Raw genomic sequence first — 19869 nt, 5'->3', positions numbered from 1 at the left:
TTGGCGTTGTTGTTAAGCAATGGTTTCTTCGGTTGGTTCCGGTTTTCCAGAAATACGCTCCTGAAGGGCTTGGAATACCACAAAAAGGACAGGAACGACAAATACTCCCAAAATGGTTCCCACTAGCATTCCTCCTACAGCACTCAAACCGATGGATTGGTTCCCTATGGCCCCGATTCCTGATGAAAGTGCCAAGGGCAACAGACCGAAGATGAAGGCAAAGGAAGTCATCAAAATAGGTCTTAACCTAGCCCTTGCGCCATCAGCTGCGGCATCAAAAAGGGATAGTCCAGCCCGCCGTCTTTGAAGGGCGAACTCCACGATCAAGATGGCGTTCTTGGCCAACAGACCAATCAACATGATGATCGCAATCTGGAAATAGATGTTGTTCTGCAAACCACCCAAGTTGATGAAAAGGATGGCACCGGCAATTCCTACGGGAAGCGAAAGCAGAATAGCAAGTGGCAAAATATAACTTTCATATTGGGCACTCAACAAGAAGTACACGAACACCAAACTCAAAATAAAGATGAGAATGGTCTGGGATCCTGCATTGCTTTCTTCACGGGTAAGTCCGGAATAGTCATAAGTGTAGGAGGTAGGCAGTACTTGGGCGGCCACTTCCTCAATGGCGTTGATAGCATCACCGGTACTGTATCCCGCATTCGGAACCCCTGAAATTCTTACAGAACTCAACAGGTTAAATCGTTCTACCACCTCTGGGCCATAGATTTTTTCAAGGGTCACAAACTGGCTTACCGCTACCGATTCACTATTGGCGTTCCTTACAAAAATATGGTTGAGGGAATTCTCATTGGCACGATCTTCAGGCTTTGCCTGGATCATAACACGGTATTGCTTCCCAAACTTATTAAAGTCGGTGGCATAGATTCCACCGTAATATCCTTGGAGTGCGTTGAAAATATCGGTTGCCGAGAACCCGGCCATTTTCACTTTTTCTATATCGATGTCAAGGTTGTATTGAGGGAACCCTGGATCAAATTGAGAAATGGCGTACTGGATTTCTGGGCGTGCATTCAGGGCACCTAAAAACTGATTTTTCACATCGTTGATGGCCAACCAATCTTCACCACCCTTGCTCTGCAATTGCACTTCAAAACCAGAGTTGGTTCCAAAACCTTGGATACTGGGCGGGGTAAAGTAGATGATTTGGGCATCTTTAAAGTTTGCAGAAATGGCATTCAACTTCTGCATGGTGGCGTTCACGGAAAGTGAATCTTCCTTCCGTTCGCTCCAATCCTTCAATTTCATGATGGAGAAAGCGTAAGAGCCTGCACTTACCCTGTTCAGCAAACTGAATCCGGCCACACTCATCCGCGCATCGATTACATCCATGGACTCATAAATGGAATCCAGTTTCATGATGGTCTCCTCGGTCTTTTCAATAGTGGTTCCCGGAGGCATGCTCACGTTGGCAAAGATCATTCCCCTGTCCTCGTCAGGCACAAATCCTGATGGGGTTGTTTTGAAAAGATAAATGGCTAGCCCGGTAAAGGCCAATAACAAAACAGCGGTAATCCATTTTCGTTTCACCAAACGCCCCACGGCGTTGGTATATTTATTGGTGATAGCCGTAAATCCAATATTGAAGGCCTTGAAGAATCGGGTCGTAAAATTGGATTTATGTCCTTTTTCCGGATCGTGTGGTTTTAGGAAGAGGGCAGCCAAAGCTGGACTCAACGTTAAGGCGTTTACGGCTGAAATCAAGATGGCCACTGCCAAAGTGATACCGAATTGTTGGTAGAATACCCCTGATGAACCTTGTATAAAGGATACAGGAATAAATACTGCCGACATCACCAAGGTAATGGAGATAATGGCACCGGATATTTCACCCATAGCTTTTTTGGTGGCACTTTTGGCCGATTTTCCTCCTTCTTCCAACTTGGCATGAACCGCCTCGACCACCACAATGGCGTCATCCACCACAATACCAATGGCCAGGATCATGGCGAAAAGTGTCAACATGTTGATGGAGTACCCAAATATTTGAAGGAAGAAAAAGGTTCCGATGATGGCAACGGGTACCGCAATGGCCGGAATAAGGGTAGACCTGAAATCTTGAAGGAACAGGAATACCACGATGAACACTAAAATGAAGGCTTCGATCAAGGTCTGCACCACATGGTCAATGGATGCATCCAAGAAATCCTTGGAATTGAATGGGATGACATAATCAAATCCTTTAGGGAAATCCCCTTTGGCCTCTGTTAAAATGGTTTCAATTTGATCGATGATCTCTTTGGAATTGGAACCTGCGGTCTGATATACACCCACGGCAACCCCGGGATTACCCATACCAGTATTTTTCCTGACATAGCTGAAGGCACCCAGTTCAATATCGGCCACATCTTTCAAGCGAAGAAAACCACCATCATCCGTTGTTTTTAGAATGATGTTCTCATATTCTTCCACTTCGGAAAGACGCCCTTTGTATTTCATCACATATTCGAAGATACCATCGGCATTTTCCCCGATTTTACCTGTTGCGGCTTCACGGTTCTGCTCGCTCAAAGCCGCTTGGATATCCGAAGGAACCAAATTATAGGCGGCCATTTTATCAGGGGAAATCCAAATACGCATGGAGTAATCCTTGGCACCAAACACGTTCACATTACCTACACCTTTGATCCTTTGTAGTTTGGGTACCAAGTTGATCTTTGCATAGTTTTCCACAAAAGTGGCGTCATAATCCTCGTTCTTGGAGAAAATGGAGAAGAACAACAAGGCACTGTTCTGTGCCTTTTGGGTGGTTACCCCTGTGTTGATCACCTCCTGTGGCAACAAGCTATTGGCCCTAGCCACACGGTTTTGAACGTTCACGGCAGCAATGTCGGGATCTACACCCAATGCAAAAAACACACTGATATTGGCGGCTCCATCGTTACTGGCCGATGAGGTCATGTACGTCATTCCCTCCACACCATTGATCTGTTCTTCCAAAGGAACTACCACACTTTTTAATACGGTTTCCGCATTGGCACCGGTATAGTTGGCGGTTACCTGAACGGTGGGGGGAGCAATTTCCGGATATTGTTCTACGGGGAGAACACTGAGCCCCAAAATACCCAAGATCAAAATAATCACGGATATTACTGTGGACAGTACGGGACGGTCTATAAATTTTTGGAACATATTACAATTGTTCTATTGAGATTGTTGGAATAGTTAGTTAACTGGGCTGATGGTCTGTCCGTCCTTCAATTTGGAGACTCCTTCGGTTACAAGAGTGGTTCCATCCTCAAATCCTTCAGATACGATGAATTGGGAATCGGTTTGGGCCACTATGGAAAGCGGTTTGCTTGTTACCGTATTGTCCCCGTTCAACACATACACCATTTTGGTTCCTTGGCGGTCCACGGTGGCGAATTGGGGAATCACCCACACGCCCTTAAACTGCGATGGAATCTTGATGGTACCGGTACTGCCGGAACTCAACAATAGATCGGGATTGTCAAAATCGGCCCTCAAGGTCACACTTCCAGTAGTGGAATTGATGAGGTTGTTTACCATAGCAATTTTACCTTTTTGTGGGTAGGTTTCACCATTGATCATGACCAGTTCCACTTCAGTAGAAGCGTCCTTTGAGATTCCGGTTCCGGTTGAGGCCATTTGTTTTTTCATTTGGAGCAACTCCCGCTCGTTCATGGAAAAATATGCGCGCACACTGCTGATATCGGATACCACGGTCAAGGGTTGCCCCATGGAGCTGCTCACCAAGGCACCTACTTTGTATGGAAGCTCCCCAATATAGCCGCTTACAGGGCTCACAATATTGGAATAACCGATATTGGCAGCAATGCTATTGTAGTTGCTTTTTGCCTGTTCCAGTTGGGCTTTTGCCGTTTCCAATTGAACTTGGCTGATGATGCCCTTTTCAACCAATGGAACCAATTTGTCCATTTCAACCTGGGCCACATTAACAGAAGCTTGGGCGGCCTTGGCATCTTGGGAAAGAGTCTGTGTTTCCAGTTTGAACAACAATTGCCCTTTCTTAACTTGTTGTCCTTCTTCCACATAAATGTTTTGTACAAATCCAGAAACTTTAGGCCAAATCTCTACATTTTGTTGTCCTTGGATGGATGTGGAGTAGGTATTGAATATGGTAAAGTCTTCTTTTTTCAGCTGCGTCACTTTTAACGAGGGAGCTGGGGCAGCGGCTTGCTGTTGGGTCTTGTTACCACAGGACATGAGCACTGTGATGGCTGCTAATACTACAATTGACTTGATTGTTTTCATGTATGGTCTAACGTTGTTAGGGTTGTTGTTGGGTTTTATTGTTGGGTGATCAATTTTCTTGTTGCGCTATGGCTTCATATTTTAAGATAGCCTCCTGAAGGAGTTTCTCGCTTCCGGTCATATAGTCCAGATAGATGCCAGTTCTTTCCTTGCCTTCCTCAAATTTCTTGGGCGAATTTTTCTTATGATAGTCCATGACCAAGGTGATGACGGATTTTTCGGACTCCAGGCGTTTTAGGTATTCCTGAAGTTTGGTGAGGAAAAAGGTCTTCTTTTTGGCCAAGGTGAAATATCGTCTTCGGTCCCCAGGTTTGGTAAAATAGGTGATGATATCCATCTTGAGCAGCAGGTTCAGGGATGTGGAAGTGGAACTTTTACTGGCCCCACGTCTTTCCAAGCAGTCTTCAAACGTAAGCCCATCCTCATTTGTCAAGACCAAAATGGCATAGATCCGGGCCGCTAGGGGAGGCAAGTTTTGTTCTGCCTCTAAATGAAGGCCAAGGGTTTCAATGATTTCTTCCTTCGTTTTTTCCATAACTGGATTTTTGAAGGAGCAAAATTAATGTTGGTTCGGAACAAACAAAACCAAACGAACTTAAATTTGTGTTAAATAAATTATTGTCGGATGAAATCAGTTTTCGGAAAGAATCCCTTGTTGATTTAGAATTGGGATGTGGGTAAGACTTTCCTCAGTTATGGTATGCTTTTGAAATAGAAATCTTTTTTCGAACAATTTGTTTTCTAAGAAAAAGGTAACGAAGAACTCATTGTTCAATGCCAAAACATCTTCTTGAAGCAATTCGACTTTTCGATAAGACTTTGGTTCCATTGTGCCAATGCCGTGCCTCATGGTGGAGGTTTTTACATCCCCATCAAAACCTTTGGAAACCACAATGACCATTTCAATGGAGTCATTACTGTTATTGATTAGGTAGGCGTTCCAATCTTTGGATAGAAATTCATTGTTCCACTCCCGAATTACTGCAATTTGAATGTCCTTGGCAATGGGAATCTCAATATCCTTTTTCATAAAGTTGGTCTACAAGGCGCTCTTGAACTGTTCCAAAAAGCGGACATCATTTTCGCTGAGCAAACGTATATCCGAAATTTGATGAAGAAGCAGGGCAATTCGGTCTATACCCATTCCGAAGGCAAAGCCCGAGTACACTTCAGGGTCGATACCACAATTTCTAAGTACGTTGGGGTCGACCATTCCACAACCCATAATTTCCAGCCAACCGGTACCCTTAGTCATACGGTAATCGGTTTCTGTCTCAAGTCCCCAATACACGTCAACTTCGGCACTGGGTTCCGTAAACGGGAAATAAGAGGGGCGCAACCTGATCTTCGATTTTCCAAACATTTCTGAAGTGAAGTATTGTAAGGTCTGTTTCAAATCGGCAAAGGAAACGTTCTTGTCCACGTACAATCCTTCCACCTGGTGGAAGAAACAATGAGATCGTGCCGAAATAGCCTCGTTTCTGTATACCCTTCCTGGAGAAATGGTACGGATAGGCGGTTTGTGGCTTTCCATATAACGTACCTGTACCGATGAGGTGTGGGTACGCAATAGGATATCAGGATTTGTCTGAATGAAAAAGGTATCCTGCATGTCCCTTGCCGGGTGGTATTCCGGTAGGTTCAAGGCCGTAAAGTTATGCCAGTCGTCCTCGATCTCCGGTCCTTCGGAAACATTGAAGCCTATCCTTGAAAAAATATCGATGATGCGGTTCTTGACGATGGAGATGGGGTGTCTGGCCCCAATTTCCATAGGTTCACCCGGACGGGTAAGATCGCCGTATTTGCCCACTTCGGTTTGGCTCTCCAAGGCCTCTTTTAAGGAATTGACCTTTTCTGTGGCGGCATTCTTCAGCTCATTGATGACCTGGCCAAATTCTTTCTTCTGGTCATTGGGTACATTCTTGAACTCGGCAAAAAAGGTGTTCAAAAGTCCTTTTTTCCCCAAATACTTGATTCGGAAAGCTTCAATTTCTTCTTTAGAGGTTGAAGCGAACTTTTCTACTTCTACAAGGTGTTCCTTAATGGTCTGGATCATGTTCAACGGCACTATTGGCCGACAAATTTAGCAAATTGTCCTTGAATATATAGGCCATAAGGAAATGTACCGCGATTCCACCGAAAAAATGCCACAACCAATGGGTGCCCATCGGGAACATGGTCTGCGATTTATCCAAGATCCGAAAGGTGAGGGCAAGGGCAAAAATCCCGAATGCCAACAACACCAAATACCCATTTTTTCCATGGGTTTGGAACAGGTACCACACAATCGGCAATAAAATGGTAACGGCACTGATCACGTAGCCAAGTGAAATTCGGAGTCCGGCAGGCATCGGTAGAATCCGCATCATATAAGAAATGCCAAAAAAAAGGAAAATCAACAAAACTCGTTTCCACCAAGTTTTGACCAGCTTAAAAATAAAGTATACCACTAGTGCCAAACATAGAAATAGAATGGGCATCCAATCCATACGTAACCAAAATTCATGGCTACGTGTGGCATGGTATACCGTTCCTCCGATATAACTTATACCGATGATGGGGATCATCCATGCAAGAAATGCATGCTGTTTTGGGTTTTTGTAAACTTTGATTCCCCAGTAAATGATCAAGGCCAAGAATACCAGATTACTCAAAGTATTGTAAGGTTCAACGGGAAAACGACCTGGGATGGTTTCAAGGTAAACGGGACCGGAGTCATTTGGAATTTTTGACAAAAACATGAAGTACCTTTTAAAAGATATCAGGTGTTAAAATAAAAAGACCGATGAACTTCTCCATCGGTCTTTCCAATATTTAAAAGATTATAAAAAGGTCACTTTGCCATCCGAGAGGTCATACATGGCCCCTACAATGGCGATTTCCTTTTTTTCTTCCATTTCTTTAAGGATGACGCTTTGGTTGCGTATGTTTTCAAGAGCCATCTCCACGTTCTTTACGGCAACGGAATCCACGAATTCCAGATTTTTAGAATTGCGCAAATCCTCGTCTTTGGGTTCTTTGGTGGCAAAGACTGCTGGTTCAATCTTATTGATCAGAGAGGTGAGATTGCCCATTCTTGCATGGTCACAGGCACCTTTTATCGCACCGCAACTGGTATGCCCTAGTACGACCACCAATTTGGTACCCGCCAATTTACAGGCAAATTCCATACTTCCCAATATATCCTGATTCACAAAATTTCCAGCGATCCTGATACTAAAAATATCTCCCAAGCCTTGGTCAAAAACCAATTCGGCAGACACCCTTGAATCTATACAACTAAGGATGGTGGCAAATGGAAATTGCCCATCCTTGGTTTCGTTCACCTGTTGTAAAAGGTTTCGGTTGGCTTTGAGGTTGTTCTGAAAACGCGCGTTCCCTTCCTTCAAAAATTGAAGGGCCTTTGCTGGCGACATGGTAGACTGCGTTTCTTTGGTATGTGCTTTCATTTTTTATTAAGCTGATTTTTTGGTTTCTTAAAAAATTCGATATAATCGTCTGGATTTTCCACAATTCCTCTTTCTGAGATTAATTTAATGTGAATATTCCGGTTTTTGGCCTTGCTGCCAAAATCATGTAAAATTTCAATAATGTCATTGTCCAAATACTTGGTGTTGACCACGTCCAATTCAAGATAGGAATTTTGGGGAATCTGATCCAATTCCTTTAGGATGGCCCCTTTGTTAAAAAAGGTCACTTCTTCGGCCAAGGTCATTTTTATGCGATGTCCATCATTCCCTTTTTCTTGGATATGAAGAAAATGTGAGTTTTGATAGCTCTTTATCAAAATAACAACGATACCAACACCCAAACCAAGGGTAATACCTACCAAAAGGTCTGCAAACACGATTCCGACCACGGTCACAATAAAGGGAACAAATTGTTTCCAACCTGCTTTGTACATCGTTTTGAACAAACTGGGTTTTGCTAATTTGTATCCAACAATAAAAAGAATGGCCGCCAAAACGGAGAGTGGAATCATGTTCAGTAACCTTGGAATGATCAATACAGAGGCAAGAAGCAAAAAACCATGCAGAATGGCAGAAAGCTTTGTTCTCCCTCCGGATTGAATATTGGCCGAACTACGAACAATTACCTGGGTTATGGGCAAACCACCTATCAATCCTGAAATGCTGTTCCCAACACCTTGGGCCAAAAGTTCCCTGTTGGCGGGCGTTACTCGTTTTAAGGGATCCAGCTTATCCGTGGCCTCAACACATAATAAGGTTTCCAAACTGGCCACCAAAGCCATGGTAAAGGCGGTAATCCAAATTTCAGTATTCCCTATGGCCGAAAAGTTGGGAAAACTGAACAATCCGATAAATGAATCGAATCCATCTGGTACGGGTACTTTAACCAAGTGTTCATCCGATATGCCCCAAATGGCATCACCTTTGGTGAACGCAAAATACACAATGCCCAAAACCACGGCGACCAAAGGCCCTTGGACCAATTCAAATATTTTTGATTTTTTGCTTAAAACCTGGTTCCATAAAATCAAAATGGCGAGCGCTACAATGGCAATAAGCGATGCCCCAGGGCTAATGGAATTAACGGTATTGGCGATTTCACTAAAAGTGTTTTCACCGTCTACCTGAAAAAAGGCCCAGTCCCCTTCTGGGTCGGCATCATAACCAAAAAAATGGGGAATCTGTTTTAAGATGATAATGATACCAATTCCCGTAAGCATTCCTTTGATGACAGAGGAGGGAAAATAATAGGCTATGATCCCGGCACGTAAAACCCCGAAAAGCATTTGGATAACGCCACCGATGACTACGGCAACCAAAAAGTTTTCATAGCCACCCAGAGTTCCGATGGCAGTGAGCACAATGGCGGCCAACCCAGCAGCTGGACCGCTTACCCCAATTTGTGAGCCACTTAAGGCTCCTACGACGATACCTCCAATGATTCCTGCAATAAGTCCAGAAAACAAAGGTGCCCCACTGGCAAGGGCAATTCCCAAACAGAGGGGCAGGGCCACAAAGAAGACCACTATACTGGCAGGCAGGTCGTTTTTAATATACTTGAACATGGATAAATAAGTTAGGTTCTCCTTGAGCAGTGCCCGATGGAGATGGTTAGAAATTGAATTGAAAATGGAAGGGACTTAACTCAATTTCTTGGGAGGGGGATCCAAAATCTCCAAATGAAACTCTGTGGCAGGGAATATATAACCTGCAGAGCAAATATTGAATTTTTGTGTAGTTTGATAAAAAGATAGTTCGTAAAAATTTTTCAAATAAAGATCCAGTTCATCAAAGTTCTTTTCGGCCTCTTCTTTTTTACTGCCCTTTTCTTCTTCAGCAGATCCTAACACCAAGGTTTTTCCCAACTCCTTGTCCAAGAAGGGAACAACGGGAGACACCAACAGGCAACCTATCAGCATTATGGGTAAAATAGAAAAAACCAATGTTTTTAGCACAGGACCTTTTTTTTATAAAAATAACGAAATATGCACACCAAGGGACTATTTTGGTTAAAAGTCCTTGATTTTCTTAATGGAATTGCTCAAAAGCCAACCGGTCTGTCCGTCGGCAATCCATATTTTTTGCCATCCATCCAATTCTTCCAGAACATTCACTTTGGTGCCTTCATGAAGGGTAAAGATCACATCGCTGTTTTGATTGGGCTCGGAAGAAACCTTTACTTCTTTACTGAACACAATCGCGGGATCGTCCTTCTTTTCTTGTTGTTGCTGTAAATATGCCATAAGTACACAAAGTACTCCTAGGGTTATGGAAAAGATACTTGCAATAAAGGAAATACGCTTTTTATTGGCCGATGACAGGAAAAAGTAGGTCAGGTACAATAAAACGAACAACAACACAAATGCCACGGCAAGATAAGCCCATTGATTACAGGCAAAAAGATTGATGGTGCTATTGTAAATTTTGGCAATTTCCGTTTTGGGCATGGCTTGGATGGCATCCAATCGCATGTTTTGGGCATAGGCCAAATTGTTCTGGATTTCACTGTCGTTCGGATCTAGCAAAAGGGCTTTTTCGTAATAGTAGATACTCGGACCAATGCTGTTCAGTTTGTAATAGCAATTGCCCAAGTTAAAGTACAAGGATGCGGAATGTTGTCCACTTTCCAGAATTGCCTTGTAGTTGTCGATTGCCTTATTGTACTCCCCTGTATTGTAATATTCCGTGGCCTGGGAGAACAATGTCTCGTTTTGGGCAAATCCAAAGGACAAGGTGAAAAGAGAGATCCATATGAAAAATGTCTTCATGCTCATAATTGCTTGTCCAATTTAGAGATTACTTCACTTGCCCTGTCATAATCATTTTGCATCTGCACGTTGGAAAATGGACTATATCGAGCCATTTCACAACTGGTAAGCAAGCTTATGAATCCTTGAATATCTTCTTGATCCACCTTTTTGCTTGCCAATATGCTTGTGATCTTTTCCTTGCTGAATTCAGATGTTTCAATATTCAATTTGGCTTTCAAGTAGTTGTGGAGCCCTTTTTCCAAAGCCACATAAAAAGCTTCTTTGTTACCTAAATCCCTTTTTGCGGCGGAAAGATATTTTTTGGCCAATCGGTTGGCTTGCTTGATCTTGTTCCCGACTACATCACCGGCCATGGCCTCTCTTTTCTTGGAGGTAAAAATGGCCAATGGAATCAACAACAAAGGTAGAAACAACCACATGAAAAAAGATTTTGAACCGAAGAAACAAGATGCTTTTGTTGGGCCAAGATTGGGGTCTAATTTTAGAAAATGGAATTGTTTTCCTGTGGGCACAACAGCCTGTTGGTTTACAGCAGATCCAACCGCAGTATTTTCCGAGGAGGCCACCGGACCTTCCAACACCTCAATATTGATCTCGTCGGATTCAAGGGTCACATATTTACCAGTCGCAGGATTGAAATAACTGAACGGAATACTAGGAATAGGATATTTACCTCTGAAAGAAGGAACAATAGTATAGTTGTCCGTCACTTTTCCTTCCATACCTGTGCTGCCGGTGTTGATGTCCTCTTCATGTTCTGGATCGTAAACCTCCAAAGAACTGGGCAATTCCGGTTTGGGCAATTGGAACAATTTTAAATTTCCCTTTCCTGAAATCTCAACTTTTGCCTGAAGTGATTCTGAGGCGTTCAACTGGTCTTTGCTCGTGGTGACATTGAATTCAAATTCTCCGACTGCTCCATTAAAATCTGCTGGCTTGCCATCTTCGGGTAAAGCTTTTACATTAATGGTCCTATTACCGGCCGATACTGTTTTGCTTGTTTGCGTATAGATCCTTCCTCCAAAAAAGTCTCTTCGGTTGGTCGGAACGTCTACAAAAATTTCCAACGAAAGAGGTTCAATGTCCAGTTGTCCAGATTTTTGTGGATAAAGCACCACACGTTTCAATACTACGTACCGGAAGGGTTTGCCCTCATAAGTTCCATTTTGGGCCGTGTGCTTGGTAACGGGAATATCTTGGCTCCAAAAATTGTTGTAGGTAGGATTGTCCAACGGGCGATAATTCGTAACGCTGATATCCGGACTAACGTACAGTTTGTAGACTACGGTAACCGCTTCGTTCAGGTATGGGTTTTCCTTGGATACTTCAGCAACTAGATGAAGGCTTTCATCAGCAACATCATCCGCTGTCTTTTCACCATTGGGCCTGTCCACAGCTGCAGTCACTTCCACAGTTTTTGGAGTGGTTTTATACGTTTCCCCAGCTATTTCAATAGTGGCCTGTTGAATGGTGAAATTTCCTCTTGCTGTTGGCAGCAGGATATAGGTGTACGTTTTGGAAAAACTACGTTTGCCATTGATCCATGACGAACTTATGGATTGAGATGGACCCATGACCACCTTGAAATTTTCAAAAGCCGGTGGGGTAAAATTGTCACCATCCTTGTTCATGGTAAAATCAACACGAAGACGTTCATTGATCCCGAGCGTTTCCTTGCTCAGGTTCATGGTAAACGTAACCTCATCTTCCTGGGCATGGATCATGGTACCCGATAGGAACACCATCGCCAAAAAAAGTAATATGTTGCCCCGTTGTACTCTCATTACCAGTCTTTCTCGTTTTTAACTTTTTGTCCACGCATCTTTAGGGCCTCCATTTTTTCCTGAACTTTTTTCTCTTCGTTCTGCATGGCTTCTAACAGGTTTTGAATCTGCTGTTTGGACAATTGGTTGGGTCTGGGTTGCTGTTGTTGCTGTTGATCTTGAGGTTGGTCCCCTTCATTGGGCTTTTTCTCCTGTTCTTTCTTTTCGTCACCATCCCCTTTTTGGTTTTCTTCGGGTTTGTTCTCCCCGTTTTCCCCTTCGTCGCCTTTATCCTTGTTGTCGTTTTCGTCCTGTTTTCCTTCGTCTTGCTTGTCGTTGTCCCCGCCTTCGTTATTCTGGTCCTTGTTTTGATCTTTTTCTTGATCTTTCTGGTCCTGATTATCCTTATTGTCCTGGTTTTGGTCTTGGTCGTTCTTCTGCTCGTCCTGTTGCTTTTCCAACATTTTCTTGGCAAGTGCAAGATTGTATCGGGTTTCTTCGTCGGTAGGATTGTTTCGCAATGCCTCTTTGTATGCCTCAACAGCTTTTTCGTATTCTTTGTTCTTCATGAATACGTTGCCCATGTTGTGGAATGCTTTGTGTTTTTCGGCCTTGTCTTCAGCTGCGTCACCAGCTTGCTTGTAGCGACCAAACGCCTCACCGTAACTTTCCCTGTTGTAGTAGGCATTGCCCAAATTGAATGGGGCCGCGACATTTTTATCGCTTTTGGAAATAGCCCTTCTGTATTTGGATTCGGCGCCTACAAAATCATTGGATGTAAGCTCCTTGTTGGCATCGTACGTAATATTTGTGGAAGCCTTCAGGGCTTTTTCTGCTTCTTTTTGTGCCTCCAATGCGGCATCGTCCTGTGCTTGGACCCATCCAAAGCAAAGCAATAGTCCAAACACCAATCTTATCTTAGTCATCATCATGCTCGTTAAAAAGATTTAGTTTTTTCAACCATTGGGTTTTTCTGTCCAGAACGAAGATGTCCAAAAATAAAAATAAAAATCCAGCAGCAAGGAACCATTGGAATTGATCCTTGAATTCGGCAAACTGCTTGGCCTCAAATTCGGTTTTGTCCATCCGGTTCAGTTGTTCCTTTATGTATTCCACAGCGTCATCCGTGTTGGAACCATCAATATATTCTCCGTTTCCGCGATCGGCTATGTCGGCGAGAATGGCTTCGTTCAATTTGGTGATGACCACCTCACCTTGATTGTCCTTTTTCAGACTTTCCACAATCCCGTTTCTTTTGATGGGAATGGGCGCGCCTTTTTCTTTTCCAACCCCAATGGTAAAGATCCTGATCCCGTTTTGGGTAGCATTTTCCACAGCAGCCGTGGTAGAACTTTCAGAATGATCTTCTCCATCGGAAACGATAAAAAGCACCCTGTTGGTCTGTTGGGAATCATCATAATATGTGCTGGCCAAATCAATGGCGGCATCAATGGCGGTACCTTGGGAGGAAAGCATATCGGTGTTCATGCTCTGCAAGAACATTTTGGCTGCTCCATAATCCGTGGTGATCGGAAGCTGTGGATAGGCTTGCCCGGCATATGCAATGATTCCTATGCGGTCACTGGCCAGTTGGTTGATGATTTCCGAAACAATGCGTTTTGCTTTTTCCAATCGGTTGGGGGCGATGTCCTCGGCCAACATACTTTTAGATACGTCTATCGCGAAAACAATATCGACCCCTTCCCGTTTTACGGTCTCCAATTTGGTGCCGATCTTGGGATTGACCAATGCAATTATCAAAAAGGAAAGTCCGGCCAACAAAAAGGCCAACTTAACCGCCGATTTAAAACTAGATCGGTTAGGGGCCAAACGCTTGAGCAGTTTGGTCTTGGCAAATCGTTTTTGGGTTCTTTTTTTCCAGATTTGAAGAAAAAAGAAGGCCAGGACCATTACCGGGATAATGGCCAAAAGGTAGAAGTATATTTTTTCGTCGAACTGAATCATTCCCTAAATAAAACTTTTAAAAATAGAGTTGCGCAATCCCCATTCCAACAGTAGAAAAATGCCCGCCAAAAAAATGAAGGGGCGGAATTTTTCCTCGTACTTGTAATATTTGAATTCCTCTATTTCCGTTTTTTCCAATTTGTTGATTTCGTCATAGATCTCCTCCAAGGATTCGTTGTCCGTGGCACGGAAGTATTTTCCCCCGGTAACACTGGCAATTTCCTTTAGTAGTTCTTCATCGATCTGTACTTCCCTCATCCCATAGCGATATGTGCCATCACGGTTGTAGCTGATGGGCGAAAGTGCATTCCCATTGGTTCCGAGCCCAATCGTATAGGTTTTGATCCCGAATTCCACGGCAAGGTCAGCTGCAGTTTTAGGTTCAATGAAACCGGAATTGTTCACCCCATCGGTCAATAGGATGATCACTTTGCTCACGGCCTTACTTTCCTTCAATCGGTTTACCGCTGTTGCCAATCCCATGCCAATAGCCGTACCGTCTTCCAACTCACCATAGGTGACATCGTTAAGGGCATTTAGCACAATGGTCTTGTCGCTGGTAATCGGGGTCTTGGTATAACTTTCCCCGGCATAGCCCACAATACCGATACGATCGTTGGGGCGTTCCTTGATAAAATTGGCAGCGACCTCCTTCAAGGCAGAAAGCCTGTTGGGTTTTAAATCACGGGCCAACATACTGGATGAAACGTCGATGGCCATTACGATATCGATACCCTTTGTGGTTTTGGTTCGGGTGGAAATATCTTCGGTTTGGGGGCGGGCCAATGCAGTGACGATGGCTGCCAATGCCAACAAGCGCATGATGAACAAAACCGGTTTGGCTTTGGAGGCCCAATTGCTCACCGTAAATCCCTTGATGCTCGAAATGCGAAGGGATGCCATTTCATTCTTCCGCTTGAAAAAATACCATAGCAAAGCCAGTGGCAGCAACAAAAGCAGCCAAAAGAACTCAGGATTTGCAAATTCTATATTTTCAAACATCTATGCCTGTGTTTTTACGTCTAAACTGTTCAATATTCGCTCTACGATCTGTTCCGCATACGCATCGCCATCTTCCCAAGTGATCACCACTTGTTGCATAAACCCTTTTCCACCAAAGGACAGAATATTGTACTTGGCCTTTTTGCCTTTTTGCGCAGGGGTCTCCAAAGTTCCTGTTCCGAAGGTTTTGATACCCTTCACCCCGGACTGGGTGGTAAATTCTTCCTGTTTGGTGATGATGTTCTTAAGTCCCAGCTGCTCAAAATTGGACAGGATGGTACTAATGGCGGCCTCAAAATTTGGCTCCGATTCTTCCTTGTAAGTAACGGAACTGGTACTCACCGAAAAGATACCCACATAACTGCCGTATGAAAAAGCCTGAAGCTGTTTGATGAGCTCTTCTGCTTCTTTTGGGAGTTGAACCTCCTGACGGACCAAAACATCCGGTGTTTCCAATTGAATAGGCGGGAATCCGTACGAACTGGAAACCCATTCTCCCTCCAAAAGATCTTTTGTGGGGTAGCCAAAAACGGTATCTTTCACCTGTTTGATCCCGAAGTAGGCTACTGAAAAGGCTCCCCCTAAAAAAATGATCCCAGCAAAAATGGCAGCGGCCCAATAGATTCTCTTCCGTTGTTTTTTCTTGGCAAGTTCTGCCAAATATTCTTCATTGAGCAAAAGGTCTTCTTCCGTGGGTTCTGGAAGTGCCTCGTGCGTCTTTACTACAATTTCTTCCACCAATTTTCGATCCTGTTCTGCAACGGAAGTGGCGGGTTTTGATTTTGCAAATTTCACCAAATCAGCGGTTTGCAATATTTTTTGGAATTGATGTATCGTGTCTTCCCCTAATTTCAACTCACCGGAATCCTTAAGCATTTCCAACTTGGTAATAAGTTCCGAAGTGGTGCTTTCCATGGCAGAAAGATGAACGTCTTCCTCAAGGTACATCCGAACAATATTGGTCAACTCGGAATAATATTGTTTGTATTCGTCATGGATCAGGTATTTGGAATTTTCCAATTTTTTGAGTTCCAACAACGCCCGATCATAAGGGGGCAACAAAGCCACTTTTTCTTCTTCGGTCAACGGTTTTTTTCTGATGAAGAACCAATAGACCAATCCGCCTATAACAATCAGTGCCAACAGGATGATCAGGGCGGTTATCCACATATCAGCTGTACTTCTTTCAACCTCTATCAAAGGTTTGATGTCGTACATTTTTTGTTTGGTGGTATCCACGGCAACATCGGCCACTTTTACTCGGAAGGAATCGGTAAAGATTTGGCGTTCGTTTATGGTGACAATCTGTGGAGGAATGGTATAGGCACCGCTATCAAACTGGGTGAGCGCATAGATTCGTTGAAGGGTAATCCGATCCTTGTTTCTTATAGTATCGCCAATGATGGCATTCACGGTTTCCAATGGAGAAAAAGTCTGTCCTTCGGGAAAATTCACCACTGCAGTGGAATCCGCATCCACAGTGATGGTGTAATGGATTTGTTCCCCAATCTTGATGGCAAGGGTGTCCACCTTGGTTTCAACTTTGGGGTCGGTTTGAGAAATTCCAGAAAAAGGCACCAGTAAAAGAACACCCAAAATGGCGGACATAAAATGTCCTTGGATTCTTTGTTTTCTGCTATGTAAAAATTCACTCTGCATTATGCCCTTCGTTTAAAGTACCCCAATAGTTTTCGCACGTAACTTTCATCGGTACGGCAATTGATCACCCCGCAACCAGACTTGGTGAACGAATCGGTGTAATAGGCTACTTTGTCTTTATAATATTGTCCGTAAGCGTATCGAACGCGTTTGGATTGGGTGTTCACCAATTGGTATTCCCCGGTTTCCGCATCTTGCATCTGTACCATGCCCAAATTCGGGATGGACTCCTCCCTTTCATCGAACACCCGTATGCCCGTCACATCGTGTTTATTGCCCACAATACGCAGTGTGTTCTGGTAATCGTCGGCTATAAAATCGGACAGTACGAATACGATGGCTTTTTTCTTCATCACATTGGTCAGGAACTTCAGTGCCTCCGCAATGTTCGTTTTGCTGCTTTTTGGGGTGAATTCCAACAACTCCCTGATGATGCGCAGCACATGGCTCTTTCCTTTTTTCGGTGGGATGAAAAGTTCCACTACATCCGAAAAGAGGATCAACCCCACTTTATCATTATTCTGTAGGGCAGAGAAAGCAAGTGTGGCCGAAATCTCCGTAACGATTTCCTTTTTGAACTGATTAGAAGTTCCGAACAATTCGGATCCACTGACATCAACCATCAGCATCATGGTCAATTCGCGTTCCTCCTCAAAAACCTTTACGAAAGGTTCATTGTAGCGGGCGGTCACGTTCCAATCAATGCTCCTTACATCGTCCCCGAACTGGTACTGCCTCACCTCACTGAAGGTCATACCCCTACCTTTGAACGTAGAATGGTACTCCCCACCAAAAATATGGTCGGACAGACGCCGGGTCTTTATTTCAATCTTACGTACTTTTTTTAGTAGTTCCTTTGTATCCATCTGGTTCAAGAAATAGGTTTTCGGGTTGGCTTAAAGTATGGCTACTTACACCGAGAAACATTGAACCGCTAAGGCACTTCTACTTCGTTTACGATCTTGTTGATGATTTCTTCCGAAGTAATGTTTTCCGCCTCCGCTTCATAGGTAATGCCGATCCTGTGTCGCAGTACATCGTGCACTACGGCTCTAACATCCTCGGGAACCACATAGCCCCTACGTTTGACGAAGGCATAACACTTGGAAGCATTGGCCAGGTTGATACTACCCCTTGGGGAAGCACCAAAACTGATCAGGGGCTTCAAGTTTTCCAAATTGTATTTTTCTGGGTAACGTGTGGCAAAGATCAGGTCGAGGATATACTTTTCGATTTTCTCATCCATGTACACCTCACGTACAGTATTTTGGGCTCTAAGGATCTGCTCAACGGAAACTACGGCCTTAATGGGTTCCGTTTCGCCTTTCAGGTTTTGCCTGATAATGAGTTGTTCCTCATTGAGCTTGGGATAGTCAATAACGGTCTTGAGCATAAAACGGTCTACCTGTGCCTCAGGCAACGGGTAGGTTCCCTCTTGCTCCACTGGGTTTTGGGTGGCCATTACCAAGAACGGTGCATCTAACTTAAAGGTTTCGTCACCAATGGTCACCTGTTTTTCCTGCATGGCCTCCAAAAGGGCCGATTGTACTTTGGCAGGGGCCCTGTTGATCTCATCCGCCAAAACGAAATTGGCAAAAATGGGTCCTTTTTTGATGGAGAAATCGTTCTCCTTGATGTTGTAGATCAAGGTACCGATCACGTCGGCAGGTAAAAGATCGGGGGTAAACTGGATCCGGCTAAAACTTCCTTTAACCGCTTTTGCCAAGGTATTGATGGCCAATGTCTTCGCCAGTCCGGGAACGCCTTCCAAAAGAATATGCCCTTTTCCCAAGAGACCGATCAATAATCGTTCGACCATATGGTTCTGGCCAACGATGGCCTTGTTCATTTCAGTGGTAAGAAGATCGATAAAGGCACTTTCTTGGGCAATTTTCTCATTCACAGCACTAATATCGATAGTAGTGTTTTCTTCCATTATAAGCTCCTGTTGTTTGGTATTACTGTCAGTGATTTTACTAGGGTGTGCAAAATGTAGATTTATTTAAAACCCGCCTGTTAATTAATGGTTAAAAAAAACGCTAAACCCCTAGTTTTATGAAGGATTTAAGGGTTTAATTTTATACTTTCATCCTATATGCAAATGAACAATAAATTTTCCAGAATTATCTCTGGAACCATGACGTGGGGAAGTTGGGGGAAGAAACTTTCCAAAAAAGAAATGATCGAACTGATGCACCATTGCATCGAATGTGGGTTGACAACCTTTGACCATGCCGATATTTACGGCAGCTATTCCACCGAATCCGATTTTGGTAAGGCCTATGCCGAAAGTGGTATCAAAAGGGAAGATATCCAGTTGATTTCCAAATGTGGGATCCAATTGACCCGAGGAAGGGATAATAAGATCAACCACTATCAATACGACAGGGAATACATCATTTGGTCGGCCGAGCAAAGTTTGAAAAAACTGAACACAGAGTATTTGGATCTGCTCTTGATGCACCGTCCTAGCCCATTGATGGAACCTTATGAAATGGCCGAGGCCCTTCAACATTTGCTTGATAGCGGCAAGGTAAAACAAGTTGGTGTTTCCAATTTTACCCCAACACAGGTGGCCATGTTAGAAAAGGCCATTCCCGTTTCAGGTAACCAAGTAGAGTTCTCCCTGACCCATGACGAACCCATGTACGACGGAACTTTTGATGATTGTATCGCCAATAATCGATTGGCCATGGCATGGAGTCCGTTGGGGAGTTATTTTAGGGACAGTGACAAGCAGACGAAAAGGATTAAAAAGGCCATGGAACCTTTGGAAGACAAATATTCCGCCAATGAAAGCCAGTTGTTGTTGGCCTGGATCTTGAAACATCCCGCCAAAATTTACCCCGTTATTGGCACGACCGACAAGAAAAGAATTGAAGAATCCGCCAAAGCTGCGGAGATAGATCTGGAACTTCAGGATTGGTTTTCCCTTTTGGTGGCAAGCCAAGGCCATGATGTGCCATAAGAAGAAAGGAA

General features: G+C 43.8%; 18 protein-coding genes. 1 reads left to right on the top strand and 17 read right to left on the bottom strand.

Going from position 1 to position 19869, the window contains the following annotated elements; translation table 11 throughout:
- Positions 1 to 12 precede the first annotated feature (12 nt).
- The 17 genes from LKX84_RS07420 to LKX84_RS07340 form a co-directional block, all read right to left on the bottom strand.
- Entirely contained in the window at positions 13 to 3156 is a 3144-nt protein-coding gene (locus tag LKX84_RS07420; RefSeq protein ID WP_228236500.1) for an efflux RND transporter permease subunit, read from the bottom strand.
- Positions 3157 to 3189: 33 nt separating this feature from the next.
- Positions 3190 to 4260 carry an efflux RND transporter periplasmic adaptor subunit gene (locus LKX84_RS07415; protein WP_228236499.1) on the bottom strand — a complete coding sequence of 357 codons (1071 nt, stop codon included), beginning with the start codon at positions 4258 to 4260 and terminating at the stop codon, positions 3190 to 3192.
- 49 nt (positions 4261 to 4309) lie between these two features.
- A complete protein-coding gene (locus LKX84_RS07410; protein WP_228236498.1) occupies positions 4310 to 4795 on the bottom strand; it encodes a GbsR/MarR family transcriptional regulator in 486 nt (161 codons plus the stop codon).
- Between the two features lie 96 nt (positions 4796 to 4891).
- A complete protein-coding gene (locus LKX84_RS07405; RefSeq protein ID WP_228236497.1) occupies positions 4892 to 5290 on the bottom strand; it encodes a hypothetical protein in 399 nt (132 codons plus the stop codon).
- A gap of 9 nt (positions 5291 to 5299) precedes the next feature.
- On the bottom strand, positions 5300 to 6316 hold the full coding sequence (gene pheS, locus LKX84_RS07400) for a phenylalanine--tRNA ligase subunit alpha (RefSeq protein ID WP_228236496.1): 1017 nt from the start codon (positions 6314 to 6316) through the stop codon (positions 5300 to 5302).
- A complete protein-coding gene (locus LKX84_RS07395) occupies positions 6300 to 7001 on the bottom strand; it encodes a ceramidase (RefSeq protein WP_228236495.1) in 702 nt (233 codons plus the stop codon). The genes pheS and LKX84_RS07395 overlap by 17 nt, the downstream gene beginning before the upstream one ends.
- An 81-nt stretch (positions 7002 to 7082) precedes the next feature.
- Positions 7083 to 7709, bottom strand: a complete 627-nt coding sequence (locus LKX84_RS07390) for a carbonic anhydrase family protein (protein WP_228236494.1) — start codon at positions 7707 to 7709, stop codon at positions 7083 to 7085.
- The gene (locus LKX84_RS07385) at positions 7706 to 9295 is read right to left on the bottom strand and encodes a SulP family inorganic anion transporter (protein ID WP_228236493.1); all 1590 of its coding nucleotides are present in this window, start codon (positions 9293 to 9295) and stop codon (positions 7706 to 7708) included. Before LKX84_RS07385 ends, LKX84_RS07390 begins: the two co-directional genes overlap by 4 nt.
- A 75-nt stretch (positions 9296 to 9370) precedes the next feature.
- A complete protein-coding gene (locus LKX84_RS07380) occupies positions 9371 to 9649 on the bottom strand; it encodes a hypothetical protein (RefSeq protein WP_228236492.1) in 279 nt (92 codons plus the stop codon).
- A 90-nt stretch (positions 9650 to 9739) separates the two neighbouring features.
- Complete coding sequence (locus LKX84_RS07375; protein ID WP_228236491.1) at positions 9740 to 10498, bottom strand: tetratricopeptide repeat protein; 759 nt, start codon at positions 10496 to 10498, stop codon at positions 9740 to 9742.
- Between the two features lie 2 nt (positions 10499 to 10500).
- Complete coding sequence (locus tag LKX84_RS07370; protein WP_228236490.1) at positions 10501 to 12285, bottom strand: BatD family protein; 1785 nt, start codon at positions 12283 to 12285, stop codon at positions 10501 to 10503.
- Positions 12285 to 13190 (bottom strand): tetratricopeptide repeat protein, encoded by a 906-nt coding sequence (locus LKX84_RS07365; RefSeq protein WP_228236820.1) that lies wholly within the window; start codon positions 13188 to 13190, stop codon positions 12285 to 12287. Before LKX84_RS07365 ends, LKX84_RS07370 begins: the two co-directional genes overlap by 1 nt.
- Positions 13183 to 14229: a vWA domain-containing protein gene (locus tag LKX84_RS07360; protein WP_228236489.1), complete on the bottom strand. Its 1047-nt coding sequence runs from the start codon at positions 14227 to 14229 to the stop codon at positions 13183 to 13185. Before LKX84_RS07360 ends, LKX84_RS07365 begins: the two co-directional genes overlap by 8 nt.
- A gap of 3 nt (positions 14230 to 14232) precedes the next feature.
- Positions 14233 to 15231, bottom strand: a complete 999-nt coding sequence (locus tag LKX84_RS07355) for a vWA domain-containing protein (protein WP_228236488.1) — start codon at positions 15229 to 15231, stop codon at positions 14233 to 14235.
- Positions 15232 to 16839, bottom strand: coding sequence for a hypothetical protein (locus LKX84_RS07350; protein ID WP_410548874.1), 1608 nt, complete (start codon positions 16837 to 16839; stop codon positions 15232 to 15234).
- Between the two features lie 50 nt (positions 16840 to 16889).
- Complete coding sequence (locus tag LKX84_RS07345) at positions 16890 to 17756, bottom strand: DUF58 domain-containing protein (protein ID WP_228236486.1); 867 nt, start codon at positions 17754 to 17756, stop codon at positions 16890 to 16892.
- A gap of 68 nt (positions 17757 to 17824) precedes the next feature.
- Entirely contained in the window at positions 17825 to 18826 is a 1002-nt protein-coding gene (locus LKX84_RS07340) for an AAA family ATPase (protein ID WP_228236485.1), read from the bottom strand.
- 165 nt (positions 18827 to 18991) lie between these two features.
- On the opposite strand from LKX84_RS07340, the gene LKX84_RS07335 reads away from it, so the two are divergent.
- Positions 18992 to 19858: an aldo/keto reductase family oxidoreductase gene (locus tag LKX84_RS07335; protein ID WP_228236484.1), complete on the top strand. Its 867-nt coding sequence runs from the start codon at positions 18992 to 18994 to the stop codon at positions 19856 to 19858.
- Positions 19859 to 19869 lie beyond the last annotated feature (11 nt).

It is taken from the genome of Allomuricauda sp. M10 (assembly GCF_020782875.1).
Classification (GTDB): domain Bacteria; phylum Bacteroidota; class Bacteroidia; order Flavobacteriales; family Flavobacteriaceae; genus Flagellimonas.
This window is presented reverse-complemented; position numbering and strand designations above follow the sequence as displayed.